22 protein-coding genes and 1 riboswitch are annotated in these 21,350 nt (G+C 71.1%); of the genes, 18 read left to right on the top strand and 4 right to left on the bottom strand.

The window, feature by feature from the left end; all coding sequences use genetic code 11:
- Positions 1-15 precede the first annotated feature (15 nt).
- The 4 genes from H0I76_RS14180 to H0I76_RS14165 are packed head-to-tail and all read left to right on the top strand — an operon-like array spanning position 16 to position 4,559.
- A complete protein-coding gene (locus H0I76_RS14180; RefSeq protein WP_200610983.1) occupies positions 16-807 on the top strand; it encodes a carbon-nitrogen hydrolase family protein in 792 nt (263 codons plus the stop codon).
- Positions 804-2,456, top strand: coding sequence for a flavin monoamine oxidase family protein (locus H0I76_RS14175; RefSeq protein WP_325166458.1), 1,653 nt, complete (start codon positions 804-806; stop codon positions 2,454-2,456). The genes H0I76_RS14180 and H0I76_RS14175 overlap by 4 nt, the downstream gene beginning before the upstream one ends.
- Before the next feature lie 10 nt (positions 2,457-2,466).
- Positions 2,467-3,642: a CaiB/BaiF CoA transferase family protein gene (locus H0I76_RS14170; RefSeq protein WP_200610981.1), complete on the top strand. Its 1,176-nt coding sequence runs from the start codon at positions 2,467-2,469 to the stop codon at positions 3,640-3,642.
- Positions 3,639-4,559: a DMT family transporter gene (locus tag H0I76_RS14165; protein WP_325166457.1), complete on the top strand. Its 921-nt coding sequence runs from the start codon at positions 3,639-3,641 to the stop codon at positions 4,557-4,559. Before H0I76_RS14170 ends, H0I76_RS14165 begins: the two co-directional genes overlap by 4 nt.
- A gap of 184 nt (positions 4,560-4,743) precedes the next feature.
- Here the strand turns inward: H0I76_RS14165 and H0I76_RS14160 are convergent, their stop codons facing one another.
- Positions 4,744-5,745 (bottom strand): asparaginase, encoded by a 1,002-nt coding sequence (locus H0I76_RS14160; RefSeq protein ID WP_200611257.1) that lies wholly within the window; start codon positions 5,743-5,745, stop codon positions 4,744-4,746.
- Between the two features lie 58 nt (positions 5,746-5,803).
- Positions 5,804-6,442 (bottom strand): sigma-70 family RNA polymerase sigma factor, encoded by a 639-nt coding sequence (locus H0I76_RS14155; protein WP_325166456.1) that lies wholly within the window; start codon positions 6,440-6,442, stop codon positions 5,804-5,806.
- A gap of 219 nt (positions 6,443-6,661) precedes the next feature.
- On the opposite strand from H0I76_RS14155, the gene H0I76_RS14150 reads away from it, so the two are divergent.
- The 3 genes from H0I76_RS14150 (at position 6,662) to H0I76_RS14140 (ending at position 9,401) form a co-directional block, all read left to right on the top strand.
- A complete protein-coding gene (locus H0I76_RS14150; RefSeq protein WP_234455321.1) occupies positions 6,662-7,195 on the top strand; it encodes an invasion associated locus B family protein in 534 nt (177 codons plus the stop codon).
- A 134-nt stretch (positions 7,196-7,329) separates the two neighbouring features.
- A complete protein-coding gene (gene rlmN, locus H0I76_RS14145) occupies positions 7,330-8,547 on the top strand; it encodes a 23S rRNA (adenine(2503)-C(2))-methyltransferase RlmN (RefSeq protein ID WP_407704274.1) in 1,218 nt (405 codons plus the stop codon).
- A 5-nt stretch (positions 8,548-8,552) separates the two neighbouring features.
- Positions 8,553-9,401, top strand: coding sequence for a mechanosensitive ion channel family protein (locus H0I76_RS14140; protein ID WP_200610976.1), 849 nt, complete (start codon positions 8,553-8,555; stop codon positions 9,399-9,401).
- 26 nt (positions 9,402-9,427) lie between these two features.
- On the opposite strand, the gene H0I76_RS14135 is transcribed toward H0I76_RS14140, so the two are convergent.
- Positions 9,428-9,892, bottom strand: coding sequence for a VOC family protein (locus tag H0I76_RS14135; protein WP_200610973.1), 465 nt, complete (start codon positions 9,890-9,892; stop codon positions 9,428-9,430).
- Between the two features lie 47 nt (positions 9,893-9,939).
- Between H0I76_RS14135 and H0I76_RS14130 the strand changes: the two genes are divergently transcribed.
- Positions 9,940-10,548, top strand: a complete 609-nt coding sequence (locus H0I76_RS14130) for a hypothetical protein (protein ID WP_200610970.1) — start codon at positions 9,940-9,942, stop codon at positions 10,546-10,548.
- Between the two features lie 57 nt (positions 10,549-10,605).
- Entirely contained in the window at positions 10,606-11,478 is an 873-nt protein-coding gene (locus H0I76_RS14125; RefSeq protein ID WP_200610967.1) for a class I SAM-dependent methyltransferase, read from the top strand.
- A 48-nt stretch (positions 11,479-11,526) separates the two neighbouring features.
- Here H0I76_RS14125 and H0I76_RS14120 read toward each other — a convergent pair whose 3' ends face one another.
- Positions 11,527-13,002, bottom strand: coding sequence for an NAD-dependent succinate-semialdehyde dehydrogenase (locus H0I76_RS14120; RefSeq protein WP_200610965.1), 1,476 nt, complete (start codon positions 13,000-13,002; stop codon positions 11,527-11,529).
- A 318-nt stretch (positions 13,003-13,320) separates the two neighbouring features.
- Between H0I76_RS14120 and H0I76_RS14115 the strand changes: the two genes are divergently transcribed.
- From H0I76_RS14115 to H0I76_RS14075, 9 genes are all read left to right on the top strand, one after another.
- A complete protein-coding gene (locus H0I76_RS14115) occupies positions 13,321-15,288 on the top strand; it encodes an elongation factor G (RefSeq protein ID WP_200610962.1) in 1,968 nt (655 codons plus the stop codon).
- A gap of 136 nt (positions 15,289-15,424) precedes the next feature.
- Positions 15,425-15,525, top strand: a riboswitch (TPP riboswitch).
- Positions 15,526-15,579: 54 nt separating this feature from the next.
- A complete protein-coding gene (locus tag H0I76_RS14110) occupies positions 15,580-16,626 on the top strand; it encodes an FAD-dependent oxidoreductase (protein ID WP_200610959.1) in 1,047 nt (348 codons plus the stop codon).
- On the top strand, positions 16,604-16,801 hold the full coding sequence (gene thiS, locus H0I76_RS14105; RefSeq protein ID WP_200610957.1) for a sulfur carrier protein ThiS: 198 nt from the start codon (positions 16,604-16,606) through the stop codon (positions 16,799-16,801). Before H0I76_RS14110 ends, thiS begins: the two co-directional genes overlap by 23 nt.
- A 4-nt stretch (positions 16,802-16,805) precedes the next feature.
- The gene (locus tag H0I76_RS14100; RefSeq protein ID WP_200610956.1) at positions 16,806-17,579 is read left to right on the top strand and encodes a thiazole synthase; all 774 of its coding nucleotides are present in this window, start codon (positions 16,806-16,808) and stop codon (positions 17,577-17,579) included.
- 11 nt (positions 17,580-17,590) lie between these two features.
- A complete protein-coding gene (locus H0I76_RS14095) occupies positions 17,591-18,214 on the top strand; it encodes a thiamine phosphate synthase (protein ID WP_200611248.1) in 624 nt (207 codons plus the stop codon).
- 11 nt (positions 18,215-18,225) lie between these two features.
- Entirely contained in the window at positions 18,226-19,161 is a 936-nt protein-coding gene (locus H0I76_RS14090) for an ABC transporter substrate-binding protein (RefSeq protein ID WP_200610952.1), read from the top strand.
- Positions 19,158-19,844, top strand: coding sequence for a thiaminase II (gene tenA, locus H0I76_RS14085; RefSeq protein WP_200610949.1), 687 nt, complete (start codon positions 19,158-19,160; stop codon positions 19,842-19,844). The genes H0I76_RS14090 and tenA overlap by 4 nt, the downstream gene beginning before the upstream one ends.
- Positions 19,841-20,587 carry an ABC transporter ATP-binding protein gene (locus H0I76_RS14080; RefSeq protein ID WP_407704273.1) on the top strand — a complete coding sequence of 249 codons (747 nt, stop codon included), beginning with the start codon at positions 19,841-19,843 and terminating at the stop codon, positions 20,585-20,587. Before tenA ends, H0I76_RS14080 begins: the two co-directional genes overlap by 4 nt.
- Positions 20,584-21,339 carry an ABC transporter permease gene (locus H0I76_RS14075; protein ID WP_200610947.1) on the top strand — a complete coding sequence of 252 codons (756 nt, stop codon included), beginning with the start codon at positions 20,584-20,586 and terminating at the stop codon, positions 21,337-21,339. The genes H0I76_RS14080 and H0I76_RS14075 overlap by 4 nt, the downstream gene beginning before the upstream one ends.
- The last annotated feature ends 11 nt before the right edge of the window (positions 21,340-21,350 follow it).

The following is a 21,350-nucleotide window of genomic DNA, read 5'->3' as shown; positions in this document are numbered from 1 at the left end:
AGGGGAGCGCAAGAGATGCGGATCGCGGTTTGGCAGACCACGCCGGTCGCGGCGGACCCGGAGGCGGGGCTGGCGCGGCTGGAGGAAGCCGCGCGCGCCGCGGCTGGCGGGGGCGCGCGGCTCCTGGTCACGCCCGAGATGGCGCTGACGGGCTACGCGATCGGGGCGGAGGCCTGCGCCCGCCTCGCCCGGCCACAGGGGGGCGCCTATCACGAGGCCGTGGCCGCCATCGCGCGCCGTCACGGGATCGCGGTTGCCTTCGGCTACCCCGAGGCCGCGGGCGGCGGTGTGCGCAACGCCGCCGCGCTGGTCTCGGCCGGTGGCGACGTGCTGGCCGACTACGCCAAGACGCATCTGTGGGGCGCGCTCGACCGGGAGCAGTTCGTCGCCGGGGACGGCTTGTCCGACGTGGTCGAGCTCGACGGCTGGCGCGTGTCGCTGGCGATCTGCTTCGACATCGAGTTCCCCGAGGTCGCGCGCATCGCGGCACTGCGCGGCGCCGAGCTGGTCCTCGTGCCGACCGCCAACATGGAGCCGTACCGCTCGGTCCCGCGCCGCATCGTGCCGGCAAGGGCTGACGAGAACGGGGTCTACCTGGCCTACGCCAACTATGTCGGCGCCGAGGGCAAGCAGGTCTATTGCGGCCTGTCTTGCGTCTGCGGCCCGGACGGCGAGGATGCCGCGCGCGCGGGCTTCGAGCCCGAGTTGCTCGTCGCCACGCTCGACCGCGACGCGGTGACGGCACGCCGCGCGGCGCTGCCTTACCTGGCCTGCCGCAGGCCTGAACTCTACGGGGACCTGACGTGAGCGGCGCGCCGGGGCTCACGATGTTCGGGCCGGATTTCCCCTTCGCCTACGATCACTGGCTGGCGGCGCCGCAGGGCCTGGGCCAGCTGCCGGGCGAGGCGCTGGGCAAGCCGGTCGCGATCATCGGCGCGGGCATGGCCGGGATGGTCACCGCCTGGGAGCTGATGAAGCTGGGCCTGCGGCCGGTGATCTACGAGGCCTCGCAGCTGGGCGGGCGGCTGCGCTCGCAGCCCTTCGAGGGCGCGGGCAACGCGGTGGCCGAGCTGGGCGGGATGCGGTTTCCCGAATCCTCGACCGGGTTCTGGCACTACGCGGACATGCTGGGCCTCGAGACCCGCCCGTTCCCCAACCCGCTGACGCCCGCCGCGGGGTCGACGGTGATCGAGCTCGAGGGCGAGAAGCACTACGCCCGGACGCTGGACGACCTGCCTGCGCTGTTCCGCGAGGTCGCCGAGGCTTATGACGCCGCGCTGGAGGAAGGGGCTCGGTTCTCGGACCTGCAGGCCGCGATCCGGGCGCGCGACTGGGCGCGGATCAAGGAGATCTGGGACCCGATCGTGCGCGACTGGGACGAGCGCACCTTCTACGATTTCGTGACCCATTCGCGCGCCTTCCAGGCGTTGAGCTTCCGCCATCGCGAGGTGTTCGGCCAGGTCGGCTTCGGCACGGGCGGCTGGGATTCCGACTTCCCCAACTCGATGCTCGAGATCCTGCGGGTCAACGTCACCGGCTGCGACGACAACCAGCGCTTCTTCGTCGGCGGGGTCGAGCAGGTGCCGCGCGGGCTCTGGACCCGGCGGGTAGCGGCGCGACACTGGGGCGAGGTGTCGCTGTCGGCGCTGCATTCGGGCGCGCCTCGGCCCGGCGTGGTGCGGCTGGCGCGTGCCGCCGACGGGCGGATCGAGGTGACCGACCGCTGGGGCAGGGCCGAGCGCTTCGGCGCGGTGGTGGCGACCTGCCAGAGCTGGCTTCTGACCACCGCGATCGAGACCGAGGAGCGGCTGTTCAGCCAGAAGATGTGGATGGCGCTGGACCGGACGCGCTACATGCAGTCCTCGAAGACCTTCGTCATGGTCGACCGCCCGTTCTGGCGCGACCGCGATCCCGCGACCGGGCGCGAGGTCATGTCGATGACGCTGACCGACCGGATGACGCGCGGCACCTATCTGTTCGAGACCGGGCCCGACGATCCGGGCGTGATCTGCCTGACCTATTCGTGGATGTCGGACGCGCTGAAGATGCTGCCGCTGCCGGTCGAGCGGCGGGTCGAGCTCGCGCTCTCGGCGCTCGAGAAGATCTATCCCGGCGTCGATATCCGCGGCCATATCATCGGCGACCCGATCACCGTGAGCTGGGAGGCCGACCCGCATTTCCTGGGCGCGTTCAAGGGCGCGCTGCCGGGGCACTACCGCTATAACCACCGCATGTACGGCCATTTCATGCAGAGGGACCTGGCACCGGACGAGCGCGGCCTGTTCCTGGCGGGCGACGACATCTCGTGGACGCCGGCCTGGGTCGAGGGCGCGGTGCAGACCGCGCTCAACGCGGTCTGGGGCGTGGTGCGCCACATGGGCGGCGAGAGCGCGCGCGGCAATCCGGGCCCGGGCGACCTGTGGGATCAGCGCGGGCCCGTGACATTGCCGGAATGAGGGGATCTGAATGACCGACACACCGCCGCTGCGCGGGCTTCGGGTGCTCGAGCTTGCGCGCATCCTGGCCGGGCCCTGGATCGGGCAGACGCTTGCCGATCTCGGCGCGGATGTCATCAAGGTCGAGGCGCCCGAGGGCGACGACACCCGCGGCTGGGGCCCGCCCTTCGTCGAGCGCCAGATGCCGGGCGGCGGCTTCGACCGTTCGGCCGCCTATTTCCATTCGGCTAACCGCGGCAAGCGCTCCGTCACCGCCGATTTCCGCACCGAGGAGGGGGCGGCGCTGGTGCGCCGGCTGGCGGCGCAAGCGGACGTGCTGGTTGAGAACTTCAAGGTAGGCGGGCTGACGAAATACGGGCTCGACTACGCCGCGCTCTCGGCGGTGAACCCGCGGCTGATCTACTGCTCGGTCACCGGCTTCGGACAGGACGGGCCGCGCGCGCACCAGGCGGGCTACGACTTCATGATCCAGGGCATGGGCGGCATCATGGACCTGACCGGCGAGCCCGACGGACCGCCCGAGAAGATCGGCGTGGCCTTCGCCGACATCTTCACCGGTCTCTATGGCGTGATCGCAGTGCAGGCGGCGCTCAGGACGCGCGACGCCACTGGCCGAGGCCAGCATATCGACATGAGCCTGATGGACGCGATGACGGGTGTGCTGGCCAACCAGGCGATGAATTACCTGGCGACGGGCGTGAGCCCGCGTCGGCTGGGCAATGCGCATCCCAACATCGTACCCTACCAGGTGTTCGAGGCGGCCGACGGCCACATCATCATTGCGGTCGGCAATGACGGGCAGTTCCGGCGGCTGTGCGGGGTGCTCGGCCTCGAGGCGCTGGCGGCCGACCCGCGCTGCGCGTCGAACGCGGCGCGGGTCGCCGCGCGCGCCGAGATCGTGCCGCTGATCGAAGCCGCGACCCGCACCCGGCCGCGCGACGCGATGCTGGCCGCGCTTGAGGCCGCGGGCGTGCCGGCCGGGCCGATCAACCGGCTCGAGGACGTCTTCGCCGACCCCCAGATCGTGCATCGCGGCATGCAGATCGAGGTCGAGGGCGTGCCGGGCGTGCGCAGCCCGATGATGTTCTCGGAGAGCGGGCTGGCGCTGGAGCGCGCGGCGCCGGGCCTGGGCCAGCACGACGCGGAAGTGCGCGTCGAACTCGATGCGCTGGAGCGCGGCGAGTGAGCCGTGCCTCGGACCCCGCGACGGGGATACGCTTCGTCCTGATTGCGGTGATGCTGTTCGCGCTGCAGGACGGCATCTCGAAGCACCTGGCGCAGTCCTACCCGGTGCCGTTCTTCGTGATGATCCGCTACTGGTTCTTCGCGGCCTTCGTGATCGTGGTGGCGTCGCGCAGCGAGGGAGGCATCCGCGCCGCGTGGCGCACGAAGATGCCCTTGGTCCAGATCTTCCGCGGCGTGCTTCTGGTGTTCCAGATCTGGGTGATCGTCACCAGCTTCGACCTGATCGGGCTGGGGCCGACGCATGCGATCTTTGCCCTGCACCCGCTGCTGGCGACGCTGCTGGCGATCCCGATCCTGGGCGAGATGGTGGGCTGGCGCCGCATGGTGGCGGTCGGCGTGGGCTTCCTGGGCATCCTGGTGATCCTGCGGCCCGGCGCGGGGGTGTTCGACCCCTACGCGCTGATCGCCGTCGGCTCGGCCTTCCTGTTCGCCTTCTACTCGGTGCTGACGCGGCTGGTGGCACGGGCGGACGGCTCGGCACGGCCGGCCTTCTTCTACACCGGCATCGCCGGCGCGGTGGCGGCCACGCTGGTGGGCCCGTTCTTCTGGACCGAGATGCTGGCGACCGACTGGGCCTGGCTGGGGGCGCTGTGCGTCACCGGCATGAGCGGGCACTACTGCCTGATCCGCGCGCTGGACGCGACCGAGGCGGTGCGCATCCAGCCCTTCATCTACCTGCAGATGGTCTTCACCATGGCGCTGGGCTGGGTGGTGTTCGGCGAGCCCTTCGACCCGGTCACCCTGCTGGGCGGCGCGATGATCATCGGCGCGGGGCTCTACGCGATCTGGCGCGAATGGGCCGCGATCGAGCGTGCGAAGGCGGCGGCGCGGACGGCCGAGAAATCGTTGAAGGGATGAGCCGCGTGGGCGTTCACGTGTGGAATTGGGCGTATCATTTTGAAATAAATGTAGTTTCCTGATCTTCCGGGACGTCGCGCATTGTCCGGAAGCGCGGGGAAAGCGGGTGGCATGTGGCGCGCGCGCCCGGGGCGGGCGCGGGGCCGGCGCGGGGCGGGCCTTGGGCGGCCGCCCACCACCGCCCTCAGTCGAACAGCGTCTCGGCCGCGCGCAGATGGCCGTGCACGATGTGCCGGCGGTTCTCGATCGGGTGGTCGGCATAGGCGCGGAAGGCCGGGCTGTGGGCATCGAGCGCGCCGTGGCGGACCAGCAGCGCCGCGATCGCGGCCTCGGAGCCGCGGGTCGCGCCGTCGTCGATCTTGAGCGCAATGCCAAGGCCCTGTTCGGGCAGGATGCCGACGAAGACGGCCTCGGCCCCGGTCTTGACGACGGTGCCGTTGTTCATGGCGCGCATCAGGGCGGTGCAGGCCCGGCCCTCGCCGGCCACGAGCTCGGGATGGGCGGCCATCGCGTCCCGCAAGCGGGTGGCGGCCTGGGCGCGGATGCCGCGGAAGCCCTCGGCCGGGCGGGCGAAGCGGGCCATGGCGGTGGCGAGACCCTTCAGCGTCACGGCGAAGTTCGGCGCCGAGCAGCCGTCGATGGCGAAGGCGGTGACAGTCTCGTCGCAGACCTCCTCGGTCGCGGCGCGCACGGCGCGCTGCACCGGGTGGTCGGGATCGACGTACTCGGCATCGCCCCCCAGATGCGCGTTCACGGTGAGAAAGCCGCAATGCTTGCCCGAGCAGTTGTTGTGCACCTGGCAGGGGTGCTCGCCGCGGTTGCGCAGCGCGCGCCGCGCGGCGGTGTCGTAGGGCGCGTGCGCCCCGCAGCGCAGGTCGCCGTCGCCAAGCCCCAGTGTCGCCAGCCAGTCGCGGGCGAGCGCGGTGTGGATCGTCGCCCCCTGGTGCGAGGCGCAGGCCAGCGCAAGGTGCTCGGCCGTCAGCCCGTAGCGGTCGGCCGCGCCGGATTCGACCAGCGGCAGCGCCTGGATCATCTTGCACGACGAGCGCGGCAGGATCACGCGGCCGGGTTCACCCCAGGCCTCGACCAGCTCGCCGTCGGGCCGGCAGATGGCGACCGCGCCGCGGTGGACCGATTCGAGGACCGGCCCGCGCCAGACCTCGGCCAGCACCGGCGAGGCCTCCATCCCGGTGGCGCGGTGGTCGTGCAGCTTGCCGGAGCGGTGCAGGGAATGGGTGTCGGCCTCAGTCATCGCGCAGCTCCTCGGCAAAGCTGTCGCCCAACTCGTCGCGCAGGCGGCGGAACGAGAGGCGCAGCCTGGATTTGACCGTGCCCAGCGGGGTTTCGAGCCGCTCGGCAATCTCGGCGTGGCTCAACCCGGCGAAAAACGCAAGCCGCACGACTGTCAGCTGGTCCTCGCCGAGCCCGGCAAGGGCCTCGCGCACCCGGGCGTCGCGCTCGCGGCCCGAGAAGCGGGTCTCGGCGCTGCCGTCGTCGTCCGGGCGGAAATGCGGGTCCTCGGGGTCCGGGGTGGGGCGGCGGATGCGCCGCACCATGTCGATGCGTTTGTTCCGGGCGATGGTGAAGATCCATGTCGAGGCGCCGGCGCGCGCGGGGTCGAAGGTCTCGGCCCGGCGCCAGAGCGTGATCATCACCTCCTGCGCGCCTTCCTCGGCCTCGTCGTGGCTGGCGCCCGAGCGAAGCAGGAACGCCTTGACCCGGCCGGCATAGCGGCGAAACAGCTCGGCGAAGGCGTCGCGCGAGCGGCTGTCGGCGATGGCCGCAAGCAAGGCCTCGTCCGACGCCGGGTCCTGCGCACCCGTCCCGGCACCGGCGCCAGTGGCGCCGCTTTCGGGCCCGGGTGTCGCAGGGTCGTCGTTCACAGGGGCTTGCCTCTCGCTGCCGTCAGTGCAAGGTCCGGATGCGGCGTCCGGCCCGCGGCTTGCCATCGCGGCAAACTTGTGCTGCCGGCGACGCCCTCGGGGTGGAATTCTGCACCGCACCTAGAGTATGGTGAAACTCCCTGCGGAACAAACATTGATCCGAAACTTACCCTCGATGGGGCAGTTAAGACCCTGCGAGTATACAGCTACGAGGCGAGCATGATGGATTTCCTGAAGGTGGGGTTTCTTGCGCTGGCGGTGTGCGGGCTGGCGCTGGCCTCGCCCGCGGAAGCTCAGACGCACACCCGTGTCGACGCGAAGCGCGACTGGTCGATCTTCGAGGCGGCGGGCGAGAAGGCGAAGGTCTGCTGGATCGTGTCGCAGCCGCTGAAGACGGTTGCCCTGCGCGGCGGCCAGCAGGTCGAGGTCCGGCGCGGCGACATCTTCCTGATGGTCGCGGTGCGCCCGGCCGACGGCGTGAGCAACGAGGTTTCCTACATCGCGGGCTATCCCTTCCGGCCCGGGTCGAACGTCGAGGCCAAGGTCGGGTCGAACACGCTGACCATGTTCACCGACGGCGAGAACGCCTGGTTCAAGAGCGGCGACGAGGACACCCGGGCGATCAACGTCTTCAAGGCGGGCTCGCAGGTCGAGCTGCGCGGAACCTCGTCGCGCGGGACGACGACGGTCGACACCTTCTCGCTGCTCGGCTTCACCGCGGCGCTCGAGGCGGCGCAGGAGCGCTGCAAGTAACTGCGGCCCGGCTGCGCGACTGGCGCGCGGCCCGCATGCATGGTAATGCGACCGGCCTTTCCCTTCCGGGGAAGGGCCACTATTTTTTGGAGCGCCGGGCGGGCCCGCCAGGCGCATGACGGGACGCAAGCGGGATGGACGCGGAGAAGATGTCCGGCACGGCCAGCGAACGACCAGCAGCCACGGCGATCCAGCCGGACTTCGCGACGCTGCCGCGCCGCGTCGCGGCCGACGGCCGGGCGAACCTGGTCGGGCTGACGCGCGAGCGCCTCGAGCAGGCGCTGGCCGACGCGGGCGTGCCGGCGCGGCAGACGCGGATGCGGGCCGGGCAGCTCTGGCAGTGGATCTACCAGCGCGGCGTCTCGGACTTCGACGCGATGACCAACCTGGGCAAGGGCTTCCGCGCCGACCTGGCCGCAGCCTTCACCGTGGCGCGGCCCGAGATCGTGACCCGGCAGATCAGCCGTGACGGCACGCGCAAGTACCTGCTGCGCATCGCCGGCGGGCACGAGGTCGAGGCGGTCTACATCCCCGAGGAAGACCGCGGCACGCTGTGCGTGTCGAGCCAGGTGGGCTGCACGCTGACCTGCACCTTCTGCCATACCGGCACGCAGAAGCTGGTCCGCAACCTCACCGCGGCCGAGATCGTGGGCCAGATCCTGGTGGCGCGCGACGATCTTGGCGAGTGGCCCAAGGCGGGCGAGCGCCCGCCCGAGCGGCGGCTGATCTCGAACATCGTGCTGATGGGGATGGGCGAGCCGCTCTACAACGCCGACAACGTGCGCGACGCCATGCTGATCGCCATGGACGGCGAGGGGCTGAGCCTGTCGCGCCGCCGCATCACCCTGTCGACCAGCGGCGTCGTGCCCGAGATCCCTCGCTGGGGCGCCGAGGCGGGCACGCTGCTGGCGATCAGCCTGCACGCCACCACGAACGACGTGCGCGACGTGCTGGTGCCGATCAACAAGAAGTGGCCGATCGAGGAGTTGCTGGCCGCCTGCCGGGCCTATCCGCGCCTGTCGAACGCCGAGCGCATCACCTTCGAATACGTGATGCTCAAGGGCGTGAACGACACGGATGCCGATGCCAAGCGGCTGGTCAAGCTGATCGCCGGCATCCCGGCCAAGATCAACCTGATCCCGTTCAACCCCTGGCCGGGCGCGACCTACGAACGGTCCGACTGGGACCGGATCGAGGCCTTCGCCGAGATCGTGAACCGCGCGGGCTATGCCAGCCCCGTGCGCACACCGCGCGGCGAGGACATCCTTGCCGCCTGCGGCCAGCTCAAGTCGGCGACCGAGCGGGCGCGCAAGTCGCGTGCCGCCATCGCGGCGGAGGCGGGGCTGGGCTGAGCGCGATGCTCCCCGAGGATATCGGCATCACACGGGATCTCGACCGCTGGGCGTTCGAGATCAGGGTCGTCATCTCGCTGGCCTTCATCGCCGGCGTGATGCTGGCGCGCTGGCTGCTGGTGCGCATGATCCGGCGCCAGTCGGACGTCCTGACCGACAGCCAGCGGTGGTGGATCAGCTCGGTCCGCAACTCGGCGACGGCCGTCATCCTGATTGGTCTGATCGGCCTCTGGTCGCTCGAGATCGAGGAGTTCGCGCTCTCGATCACGGCCTTCGCGGTCGCGCTGGTGATCGGCACGAAGGAGCTGCTGCTGTGCTTCTCGGGGGCCGCGTGGCGTGCCGCGACGCGGGCCTTCGACGTCGGTGACTGGGTGCGGATCGGGCCCCATTCCGGCGAGGTGATCGACGAGACCATGCTGGTCACCCAGCTCCAGGAGATCGACCCCGTCAACATGCGCTACACCGGCCGCAGCATCGCCGTGCCGAACGCGCTGCTCCTGACCAACACGGTCGTCAACGAGAACTTCCGCAAGCGCTACCTGTTTCATGAATTCACGCTCTACTCGCAGCCCAACCCGGAGGCCGAGCGGGTGCGCGACGCGATCTGCGCGGCACTGACCACGGCGACCGCGGACTTCGCCGAGACCGCGCATCGCTATGCCGCGATGATCGGCAAGCGCACCGGCCTGCAATTGCCTGAGGTCGAGCCCAAGGTCTGGATCGGGACGACCGACCTGGGCAACATCGCCTATCGCTGCGCGTTGTTCTGCCCGCGGGAGCGGGCGGTCGAGATGGAGCAGATCGCGACCGGCGCCTACCTGGCGGCGGGCGGCGCACGCGCCGCCGGGGGCTGAGCGGCGCGGTCGGCGCCGGATGCCGGTCAGGCCTGCGGGTCGGGGTCGGCCACGCGGGCGACCAGCTCGACCGTGTTGCCCTCGGGGTCGGTGGTGAAGACGCCGCGCCAGCCGATCCAGCCGAAATCCTGGATCGTGACGGGCAAGCCCTGGCCGCGTAGCCAGGCGATCGCGGCCTCCTGCTCGGTCGCGTCGATCGCGAGGGCGAAGTGATGCAGGGCCGAGCGCGCGCCGGCGACGGGCGGTCCCGCCTCGGCCGGCGTCAGGGCGCGCGCTGCCGCGTCCTCGCGGAACAGGGCGAGTACGGCGGTGTGGCCGCCGTAGCTTTCGCCAAGGTCGAAGAACACGATCCCCCCGCGGTGCCCGCCGGGCAGCAGCGGCAGCCCGATCATGTCGCGGTAGAAGCGCGTCATCGCGTCGAGGTCGGCGCAGCGGATGGCAATCTCGCCAAGGGTGCGGACGCGGAAGCCGCGCGGGGACTTTTCGGGCATGGGGTGATCTCCTAGGCTCGGGCCGCGCGAGCCTAGCGGAGACGGCGATGCCCCACCAGAACCGCGTCCTGCCGACCGGCGAGATCGTCGCTGCCCCCTGGCGCGGCGCCTTCACCGGCAACCGCGGCTGCCTGCACGATGCCGGGGGCCGGCTGGGCGCCGTGCGCTGGCGCCACCAGAACTGGGTGTGTTGCCTCACGGCGTTCCGCGGGCGGTGGCGGCCGATCATGCCGCCGGGGCGCTGGACCGCGCTGTTCTTCTGGGACGAGGCCGCGGCCCTGGCCGCGGGCCATCGGCCCTGCGGCGAGTGCCGCCACGCGGATTACCGCCGCTTCATGGCGGCGTGGGAGGCGGCTGGTCTGCCGGGCAGGGGGCTGGTCGAGCGCGACCGCGTGCTGCACCGCGCGCGGGTGACGCGCGACCGGCGGCAGGTCACGCACCGGGCCGAGGCGGGCAAGGTGCCCGATGGCGCGTTCATTCGCGCGGACGGGGTCGTGGCGCTGGCCTGGCGTGGCGCGGCCATCCCCTGGGACGGTGGCTATGGCGCCCCCGCACCACTGCCCGACGGCATGGTCGAGGTGCTGACGCCCGTGCCGGTGGTTGCTGTTTTACGTGCGGGATACGAGTTATCCCCAGCCTTTTCAACCAGGGGTTGACTCGATCCGGGACCTCGGGCCCACTGCGGCGCCATGACCGCGAACAGGGGGGCCGGCATGACCTTGACGCATGAAACTCAAGACGATTCCGAGTTCGTGAAGTTCTGGAACAGCGTCCTTGTTCCCAAGTTCATCGCGTGGAAACACGTTCTGGTGGGCGGCCTCTCGCAGCATTCGGATGCGATCTTTCCACGGCTCGACGTGCGGCCGGGCGAGCGCGTGCTGGATGCCGGCGCGGGCTTTGGCGACACCGCCTGCATGCTGGCCGAGCGCGTCGGCCCGGAGGGGCGCGTGGTGGCGATGGATTGCTGCGACGCCTTCCTCGATTTCGGGCGCAAGGATGCCGCGAGGCGCGGGCTTGCGAACATCGATTTCGTGGTAGCGGATGTCGAGCGTCACCCCTTCGAGGGCGATTTCGACCTCGTGTTCTCGCGCTTCGGGACGATGTTCTTCTCGAACCCGGTGGCAGCATTGAAGAACATGCGCCGGGCGCTGAAGCCGGGCGGGCGGCTCACGCATATCGTCTGGCGCGACCGGGCCGACAACCCGTGGCTCTCGGCCGCCAAGGACGTGGTGCTGCGCCACCTGCCGGCGCCGGGCGAGGATGCCGAGACCTGCGGGCCGGGCCCCTTCTCGATGGCCAGCCGCGAGCTGGTCGAGGGTCAGATGCGCGCCGCGGGCTTCGACGACATCACCTTCGAACGGGTCGATGCCGAGGTGCGCATGGGCAACGATGTCGAGGATTCGATCGGCTTCCAGATCGCGCTCGGCCCGGCGGGCGAGGTGGTGCGAGAGGCGGGCGAACTGGCGGTGCAGCGAGACGGCGCCATCCGGGCCGACCTGCGGGAGCTGCTGCGCCCCCACGTCACCGGGGACGGGGTGTGGATGGGCTCGAGCTCGTGGGTGATTTCGGCCCGCAACCCGGGCTGAGGGAAAGCGGCCGCCCCGTGGGGCGGCCGGCGGTCTTCGGTGCGTCGATCAGATCGACATGCACATGTACTTGATCTCGAGGTAGTCGTCGCAGCCGTATTTCGAGCCCTCGCGGCCCGTGCCCGACTGCTTGACGCCGCCGAACGGCGCGACCTCGGTCGAGATGATGCCGGTGTTGATGCCGACGATGCCGTATTCCAGCGCCTCGGCCACGCGCCAGACGCGGCCCATGTCCTTTGCATAGAAATACGAGGCGAGACCGAAGATCGTGTCGTTGGCCTGGGCGATCACGTCAGCCTCGTCCTCGAAGCGGAAGAGGGGGGCGACCGGGCCGAAGGTCTCCTCCTGCGTCACGGCCATGGCGGGGGTGACGCCGGTCAGCACGGTCGGCTCGAAGAAGGTGCCGCCCAGCGCGTGACGCTTGCCGCCGGTGGCGATTTTGGCGCCCTTGCCGGTTGCGTCGGCGATGTGCTCCTCGACCTTCTCGACCGCGGCCATGTCGATCAGCGGGCCGGTGGTCACGCCGTCCTCGAAGCCGTCGCCGACCTTCATCTTGTTCACCGCCGCCACCAGCTTCTCGGCGAAGGCGTCATAGACGCCGGCCTGGACGTAGATGCGGTTGGCGCAGACGCAGGTCTGGCCGTTGTTGCGGTACTTGGACATCATTGCGCCCTCGACCGCGGCGTCGAGATCGGCGTCGTCGAAGACGATGAAGGGTGCGTTGCCGCCCAGCTCCATCGAGGTCTTCTTGATCTGCTCGGCCGACTGGCGCATCAGGATGCGGCCCACCTCGGTCGAGCCGGTGAAGGTGATCTTGCGCACCTTGGGGTTCGAGCAGAACTCCTCGCCGATCTTCGAAGACGAGGCCGAGGTCACCACCGACAGGACGCCCTTGGGCACGCCCGCGCGCTCGGCCAGCACGGCCATGGCCAGCGCCGAGAGCGGCGTCTGCTTGGCCGGCTTCGAGACGAAGGCGCAGCCCACCGCCAGCGCGGGGCCGACTTTGCGCGCGATCATCGCATTGGGGAAGTTCCACGGCGTGATCGAGGCGACGACGCCCACCGGCTGCTTGACCACCACGATGCGCTTGTCGGGCTGGTGGCCGGGGATCACGTCGCCGTAGACGCGCTTGGCCTCCTCGGCGAACCACTCGATGAAGCTCGCGCCGTACATGATCTCGCCCTTGGCCTCGGCGAAGGGCTTGCCCATCTCGGCGGTCAGGATCGCGGCCAGGTCGTCGGCATGGGCGATCATCAGGTCGTACCACTTGCGCAGCACGGCGGCGCGCTCCTTGCCGGTCCTGGCGGCCCAGGCCTTCTGCGCCTCCTCGGCCGCGTCGATCGCGCGGCGCGCATCGGCGAAGCCGAGGTCGGGCAGGTCGACGATCTTCGCGCCGGTCGAGGGATTGTGGACCGGGAAGGTCGGACCCGATCCCGCGCCGACCCATTCGCCCGCGACGAACGCCTTGTCGGTCAGCAGCGATGGGTCGCCGAGCGACTGCTTGAGGTCTGTGCGGTCCAGCATGGAGGTCTCCTCGTGGGTTTTCGATGTGGGGTCGGTCCGGTCCGCGCCGCCCGCCGGCCCCGGCGGGCGCGCGTGCCGGGCTGCGGGCGATCCATCACGGAGCGCGCCCGCCGTCCACTCAGGACATAGACCCGGCACCGGGCCGGGATCAAGCGGGCTCGGCCGCCAATGGGGGTGTTCAACCGCCGCAGGCCGCGCTTTACTGGTTTCCCGACCGGGCTTCGGCGCGGCGAGCAATGGGGTAATCGGACGGGGCCTGCACGACCAAGACACCGGACAAGCACAACAAACAAAACAGACAAGACAGGGGGAGACGTCATGGCGCGATGCGTAGCGGTCATCGGTGCGCCCGGCACCGGCAAGTCGACATTGGTCGATCGCTTCTGCCGGCTCGAGGGCCAGAGCCCGCCTGGCGCCGCGGCCTCGCCGGCCGACCCGCGCATCGTCGGTTTCACCTGGTCGGACGAGCCCTGGTGGGCGATCGACTGCCCCGGCTCGATCGAGTTCCTGCAGGAGAGCGTGAACGCCCTGACGGTCGCGGATGCCGCGATCGTCTGCGTCTCGCCCGATCCGGCGCAGGCGGTGCTGGCCGCGCCCTACCTTCGCGCCGTCGAGGCGTCGGGTACGCCCGCGATCCTGTTCATCAACCGGATGGACGAGGCGTCCGCGCGGGTGCGCGAGATCGTTGCCGCGCTGCAGGACTACGCCAACCACGTCATCTGCCTGCGGCAGGTGCCGATCCGCGACGGCGACAAGGTCGTGGGCGCGGTCGATCTGATCTCGGAGCGGGCGTGGAAGTATCGCGAGGGCGAGCCCTCGGCGCTGATCGCGCTGCCGCCCGATGTCGAGGAGCGCGAGCACGAGGCGCGCGGCGAGCTTCTCGAGCACCTGGCCGATTTCGACGACTGGCTGCTCGAGCAGATCATCGAGGATCACGAGCCCGAGGGCGGGCCGGTCTTCGGCATCGCCGCGCGGGTCCTGGCCGAGAACAAGGTGATCCCCTGCCTGTTCGGCTCGGCCGGGCATGGCAATGGGATGGTGCGCCTGGCCAAGGCCCTGCGCCACGAGGCGCCGCCCGTCGGGGCGCTGCGCGAGCGGCTGGCCGAGGCGTCGGGGGCGAAGGCCCCGCTCATGGCCGCGGCCTTCCATGCCCGCCATCGCCGCCATGTCGGCCGCACCATCTGGCTGCGCGCGCTGGACGAGGGGCTCAAGGGCTCGGCCATGCTGGGCGGGCACGCGCTGGGCTCGCTGGTCGATGCGGGGTCGGACAAGGCCGGAGCGGTATCCGAGGTGCCCGCCGGCGGGCTGGCCGCCGCGGTCAAGTCCGATCACCTGCCGGCCGCCGGAATGCTGACGCGGGACGAGATCCTTCCCGCGCCGGCCTGGTCGGCGCCCTCGCCGGGGCAGATTTTCTGCATCCTGGCGCCCACGAGCGACCGCGACGACGTCAAGCTGTCGACGGCGCTGGGCCGGATCGCCGCGGACGACCGGTCGGTCCATGTCTCCCAGGACGCCGAGAGCGGCGGGCAGCGGGTCGAGTCGCAGGGGCCGATCCATCTGCGCTGCCTGCGCGAGACGCTGGCCGGGGTTTTCGGCGTCGAGACGGTCGAGCAGCCCGTGCCCCCGGTCTATCGCGAGACCATCACGCGGCGCGCCGAGGTGCATCACCGCCACCGCAAGCAGACCGGCGGGGCGGGGCAGTTCGCCGATGTGAAACTGGTGATCGAACCCAACGCCCGCGGCGCGGGCTTCGCCTTCGACGAGGTGGTCAAGGGCGGCGCCGTGCCGCGCAACTACATCCCCGCCGTGGCGGCGGGGGCAGAAGATGCTACCGCGCGCGGGCCGCTGGGCTTCCCGGTGGTCGATGTCCGGGTGACCTTGACCGACGGCCAGCACCACTCGGTCGACAGCTCGGACATGGCCTTCCGCATCGCCGGCCGCGCGGGCGTGGCCGAGGGGCTGGCCGACGGGGTGCCGGTGCTGCTGCAACCGTTCCACGAGGTGCGCTTCCACGTGCCCTCGATCTTCTCGGGGGCGCTGGTGCCGGTGGTCTCCTCGCTCAAGGGGCAGGTGCTGGGCTTCGACCGCGATCCCGGGGCCAAGGGCTGGGACGTGTTCCGCGCCCTGCTGCCCGGCGCGGCGCTGGGGGACCTGGCCGGGCAGCTCAGGTCGGTCACGCAGGGGGTCGGGCATTTCGACCACAGCTTCGACCACTACCAGGAGCTTTACGGCAAGGAGGCAGACAAGATCAGCGCCGAGCGTGCCGAGGCGCGCGCGGCCCACTGAGGCCGACGCCGAGCGCCTTTCGGGCTTCGCCGAATTGGCGGGGCCTCACCTCTTCAGCGTGCCTGAAAACCGGGCGGCGATCCTGCGCGTCGCCGCCCGTTGCCCTTGCGTCCACCCGCCGCGCGATGATAATCGGGCCTTACCGTTGGGGTGCTTCGGCTGAGATGCGCGGAAACGCGCGAACCCATCGAACCTGATCCGGATAAGACCGGCGTAGGGAACGGGTTTCGCCAGACAGTCTCGTGGCATTGCCCGCTCCCGTGGCGCCGGAGGCGAAGGGCGAATACGCGCATGGCGCAGGCAGGAACGATCGCGAGCGACGGCCCCGTAGACGGCCATGGCGACGTGCTGGTCGTCGGCGCGGGCGTTGCCGGGCTGTGCACGGCGACCGAGCTGATGGCGCGCGGGGCGCGCGTGACGGTTGTCGACCGCGCGCCGGGACCGGGGCCTGCCTCGTGCTCGTGGTGGGCGGGGGGAATGCTCGCGCCCTATTGCGAGCGCGAGAGCGCCGAGGAGCCGGTGCTGCGCTTCGGCCGCCTCGCCGCCGACTGGTGGGAGCGCCACGCGGGCGGTGTCACGCGCGCGGGCACCCTGGTGGTCGCGCCCGGGCGCGACCGGGCCGAGCTTGCGCGTTTCGCGCGTCGCACGTCAGGCTTCGAGGAGGTGACGGGCGCGCGGATTACCGAGCTCGAACCTGATCTCGAGGGCCGCTTCGGCCGCGGCCTGTTTTTCCCCGACGAGGCGCATCTCGACCCGCGCGCGGCGACCGCGGCATTGCTCGGCTGGCTCGAGGCGGGGGGCGCGCGGGTCCTGTGGGGCACCTCGATGGAGGACGCGCCTTCCGCCGGACAGGTGATCGACTGCCGCGGCCTCGCCGCCGCCGACACGCTGCCGGGGTTGCGCGGCGTCAAGGGCGAGATGCTGGTGATCCGCAGCCGCGAGTTGCGCCTGTCGCGTCCCGTGCGGCTCCTGCATCCGCGCTGGCCGATCTACATCGTGCCGCGCGGCGATGGCGTCTACATGCTGGGCGCGACGATGATCGAGAGCGACGACCGCAACCGGATCACCGCGCGCTCGATGCTCGAGCTTCTTGGCGCGGCCTATGCGCTGCATCCCGCCTTCGCCGAGGCCGAGGTGCTGGAGATCGGCGTCGATGCGCGTCCGGCCTTCGCCGACAATCTGCCCCGCGTCGTCCGCCGCGACGGCCGGCTGCACGTCAACGGGCTCTACCGCCACGGCTTCCTGCTGGGGCCCACGGTCGGGGCCGAGGCCGCGGCGGCCGCGATGGGCGCGAACCACGGATCGGAGTGGATCGATGACGATCATTCTCAACGGTGAGCCGCGCGAGATCGCGGCGCGCGCGCTCGACGCGGCGCTGGCCGAGCTTGGCTATGGCGGCGCGCATGTCGCCACCGCCGTGAACGGCGACTTCGTGCCGCGCGGCGCTCGGGCGGGCGTCGAACTCAACGACGGCGACCGGCTGGAAGTTCTCGCACCCCTTCAGGGAGGCTGAAACCATGGTCAATTTCTACGGCACCGAGGTCGCGAGCCGGCTGCTGCTGGGCACCGCGCTCTACCCTTCGCCCGCGGTCATGGCCGAGGCGGTCAGCGCGTCGGGCGCGGGCATCGTCACTGTCTCGCTGCGCCGCGAGTCGGCCGAGGGGCGATCAGGCCAGGCCTTCTGGGAGATGATCCGTGGACTCGGCGCGCAGGTATTGCCGAACACCGCCGGCTGCCACACGGTGCGCGAGGCGGTGACCACGGCGCAGATGGCGCGCGAGGTCTTCGGCACCGACTGGATCAAGCTCGAGGTGATCGGCGAGGACGACACGCTGCAGCCCGACCTGTTCGGGCTGATCGAGGCCGCGCGGATCCTGGTCGCCGAGGGCTTCAAGGTCTTTCCCTACACCACCGAGGACCTGGTCGCCGCCGGCAGGCTGGTGGATGCCGGCTGCGAGGTGCTGATGCCCTGGGGCGCGCCGATCGGCTCGGGGCAGGGGCTGGTTAACCCTTATGGCCTGCGCGCGATGCGGTCGCATTTCCCGGACGTGACGCTGGTGGTCGATGCGGGCATCGGCGTGCCCTCGCATGCCGCCCGCGCGATGGAGATGGGTTACGACGCGGTGCTGCTCAACACCGCCGTCGCCAAGGCGGGTGATCCCGCGGCCATGGCGCGGGCCTTCGCGCTGGCCGTCGAGGCCGGGCGGGTCGCCTTCGAGGCCGACCCGATGGAGCCGCGCGACATGGCCGCGCCCTCGACCCCGGTGATGGGAAAGGCGTTCCTGGGATGAGCGCGCAGGCCATGACCCTCGACCCGTTCTACCCGATCGTCGACGACGCGGGCTGGCTGCCGCGGCTGCTGCCGCAGGGCGTGCGGCTTGTGCAGCTGCGGGTGAAGGACCGGCCCGAGGACGAGCTGCGCCAGCAGATCGCCACCGCGCGCGACCTGTGCCGGGCCGCGGGCTGCACGCTGGTCGTGAACGATTACTGGCAGCTGGCGATCGAGGCGGGCTGCGACTTCGTCCATCTGGGGCAGGAGGATCTCGACACGGCCGACGTGCCCGCGATCCGCCGCGCCGGGATGCGGCTTGGCGTGTCGACCCATGACGATGCCGAGCTCGAGCGCGCGCTGGCGCTGGCGCCCGACTACGTGGCGCTGGGGCCGGTCTACCCCACCATCCTCAAGAAGATGAAATGGGCCGAGCAGGGGCTCGACCGCGTCGCCGAGTGGAAGCGCCGCGTGGGCGCGGTCCCGCTGGTCGCCATCGGCGGGCTCACGGTCGCGCGCGCGCCCGGCGTGCTGGCCGCGGGTGCCGACGTCGTCTCGGTCGTCACCGACATCCTGCTCAACCCCGATCCCGAGGCGCGCACCCGCGAGTGGGTCGCCGCCACCCGCCCTGCAGCCACCCGCCACGCCGCAACATGACGGAGACACGCATGCGCCTGATACCCCTGATCGCCGCCCTTCTGATCGCCACGCCCGCCGCGGCGGCGGACAAGGTGACGCTGATCCTCGACTGGTTCGTGAACCCTGATCACGGTCCGATCATCGTGGCGCAGGAGAAGGGCTTCTTCGCCGCACAGGGCCTCGAGGTCGAGATCATTCCGCCGGCCGACCCCTCGGATCCGCCCAAGCTGGTGGCGGCGGGCAAGGCTGACATTGCGGTCTCGTACCAGCCGCAGCTGCACCTGCAGGTGCACGAGGGGCTGGGCCTGGTGCGCGTGGGCACGCTGGTGGCGACGCCGCTCAACTGCCTGCTGGTGCTGGCGGACGGCCCGGTCAAGTCGATCGCCGATCTCAAGGGCGGCAAGATCGGCTTCTCGGTCGCCGGGGTCGAGGAGGCGCTTCTGGGCGCGGTGCTCGGCCGCCATGGGCTGAGCACGGCGGATATCGAGCTGGTCAACGTCAACTGGTCGCTCTCGCCCTCGCTGATGTCGGGGCAGGTGGATGCGGTGATCGGCGCCTACCGCAATTTTGAGCTCAACCAGATGGATATCGAGGGTGTTGCGGGCCGCTGCTTCTTCATCGAGGAGGAGGGCGTGCCGGCCTATGACGAACTGATCTACGTCGCCCGCGCTGAAGGTCTCGACCGCGAGCTGATGGCCCGCTTCCTGGCCGCGACCGAGCTGGCGACGCAGTACATCATCAACAACCCGGAGGCGTCGTGGGAGATCTTCAAGGGCACCGCCGCCGAACTCGACGACGAGCTGAACCGCCGCGCCTGGATCGACACGCTGCCGCGCTTCGCCCTGCGGCCGGCGGCGCTCGACGCCGGGCGCTATGCGCGCTTCGAGGCGTTCTTGCTGGAGGCCGGGCTGATCGAGGACGCGCGCCCGGTCGCTGAGATCGCGATCGACGTGGGTGCGCCGTGAGCCCGCCCGACTTTGGCAGCCGCGTCTTCGCGGGCTGGCGCGCGGCCGCGCCCGCGTGGGACGCCTATACACGCCACGCCTTCGTCGAGGGGATGCGCACGGGCCAACTGCCGCGCCCGGCCTTCCTGCACTACCTGGTGCAGGACTACGTCTTCCTCGTGCATTTCTCGCGGGCCTGGGCGATGGGCGTGGTCAAGGCCGAGAGCCTGGCCGAGATGCGCACCGCCGCGGCCACGGTGGACGCGCTGGTGAACCACGAGATGCGGCTGCACGTCGAGGTCTGCGCCAAGGCCGGCATCACCGAGGCGGCGCTTTATTCCGCGGCCGAGGAGCCCGAGAACCTCGCCTATACCCGCTACGTGATGGACGCGGGGCTGTCGGGTGATTTCCTCGACCTGATGGCGGCGCTCGCGCCGTGCGTGCTGGGCTATGGCGAGATCGGCGCGCGGCTGGGTCGCGAGGCCACCTCGGACGTCTACGCCGACTGGATCGGCACCTATGCGGGCGAGGAGTATCAAGGGGTCTGCGCCGAGGTGGGCGGGCTGATCGACGCGGCCGCGGCCGCGCGGCTGGGCGCCGAGCCCGAGCGCTCGCCCCGCTGGGACAGGCTCTGCCGCCGCTTCGCCACGGCGACGCGGCTCGAGGTCGGCTTCTGGGACATGGGGCTGAGGGGCGGGGCGTGACGCCGGCACCGGGCATCCGCATCCGCGGCACGCTGGACTTCGGGGACGGCTATCGCATCCCCGGGCTCGATCTCGACGTGCCCGCGGGGCAGTGGACCTGCCTGCTGGGGCCGTCGGGCGTCGGCAAGTCGACGCTGCTGCGGCTGATCGCGGGGCTCGACGCGGGCGGCGCGCTCGAGGGCGAGATCGCGGCGAGCGACGGGCGCGCGCTGGCCGGGCGGATCGCCTGGATGGGGCAGAGCGACCTGCTCGCCCCCTGGCTCGACGTCGCGGGCAATGTGGGGCTCGGCGCCCGGCTGCGGGGTGAGAGAGCAGATCCCGCTCGGATCGAGGGTCTGATCGCCGAGGTCGGGCTTGCGGGCCACAAGGCCAAGCGGCCGCCGGCGCTGTCGGGCGGCATGCGCCAGCGCGTGGCGCTGGCGCGCACGCTGATGGAGGACCGGCCGGTGGCGCTGCTGGACGAGCCGTTCTCGGCCCTCGACGCCCGCACCCGGGCCGAGATGCAGGAGCTTGCCTTCCGGGTGCTGGCCGGGCGGACCGTGCTGATCGTGACCCACGACCCGGCCGAGGCGGCGCGGCTGGGCCACCAGATCCACGTCATGACCGAGATTGGGCTGAGCCCGTTTCCCGCGCCCGCGGCGCCGCCGATCAGGCCGGCCGGCGCGCGCGAGACGCTCGAGGCGCAGGCCGCGCTGCTGGCGGCGCTGCGCGCGCCTGGCGCCGTGATTGAGGGCGTGTCATGACCCGCGTGGCCAGCGTCGCGGTGGTCGTGGCCTGCGCCATCGCCTTCTGGCAGGTCTTGGTCTGGGCGACCGGCGTGCCGCCCTTCATCCTGCCCGGCCCGGGCCGGGTCGCCACCGCCCTGTGGGAGGCCCGGGCTCTGCTTGCGCAGCATTTCGTGGTGACTGCGGCCGAGGTCTTGGCGGGGATTGCGCTGGGTTCGGTCCTTGGCGCGCTGACGGCGGTGCAGTTGGTCGCGGCGCCGCGGCTGGGCCGTGCGGTGATGCCGCTTCTCGTCTTCACGCAGGCGGTGCCGGTCTTCGCGCTGGCGCCGCTGCTGACGCTGTGGCTGGGCTACGGCGTGTGGTCGAAGATCGCGATGACCTTGCTGATCATCTATTTCCCGGTGGCCTCGGCCTTTCTCGACGGGCTCGGGCGCACCGATCCCGGGCTGCTCGATCTCGCGCGGACGATGGGGGCGGGGCGCGGGCGCACGCTTTTGTTCCTCCGGCTGCCTGCGGCGCTGCCGGCCTTTGCCTCGGGCCTGCGGCTTGCGGCGGTCTATGCGCCGATCGGGGCGGTGATCGGCGAGTGGGTCGGGGCCTCGCAGGGCCTGGGCTACCTGATGCTGCTGGCAAATGGCCGGGCCAAGACCGACCTGATGTTCGCCGCCCTGATCGTGCTGGCGCTGATGACGGTCGCGCTGCATGCGGGCGTGGGCGCGCTGGGCCGGCGGCTCGACGCTTACGCGGCGGGGCGTCGGGAGGCGGTCTGACCCCGCGCCGG

Origin of the sequence: Thermohalobaculum xanthum (assembly GCF_016623495.1) — a bacterium.
GTDB lineage: Bacteria > Pseudomonadota > Alphaproteobacteria > Rhodobacterales > Rhodobacteraceae > Thermohalobaculum > Thermohalobaculum xanthum.
This window is presented reverse-complemented; position numbering and strand designations above follow the sequence as displayed.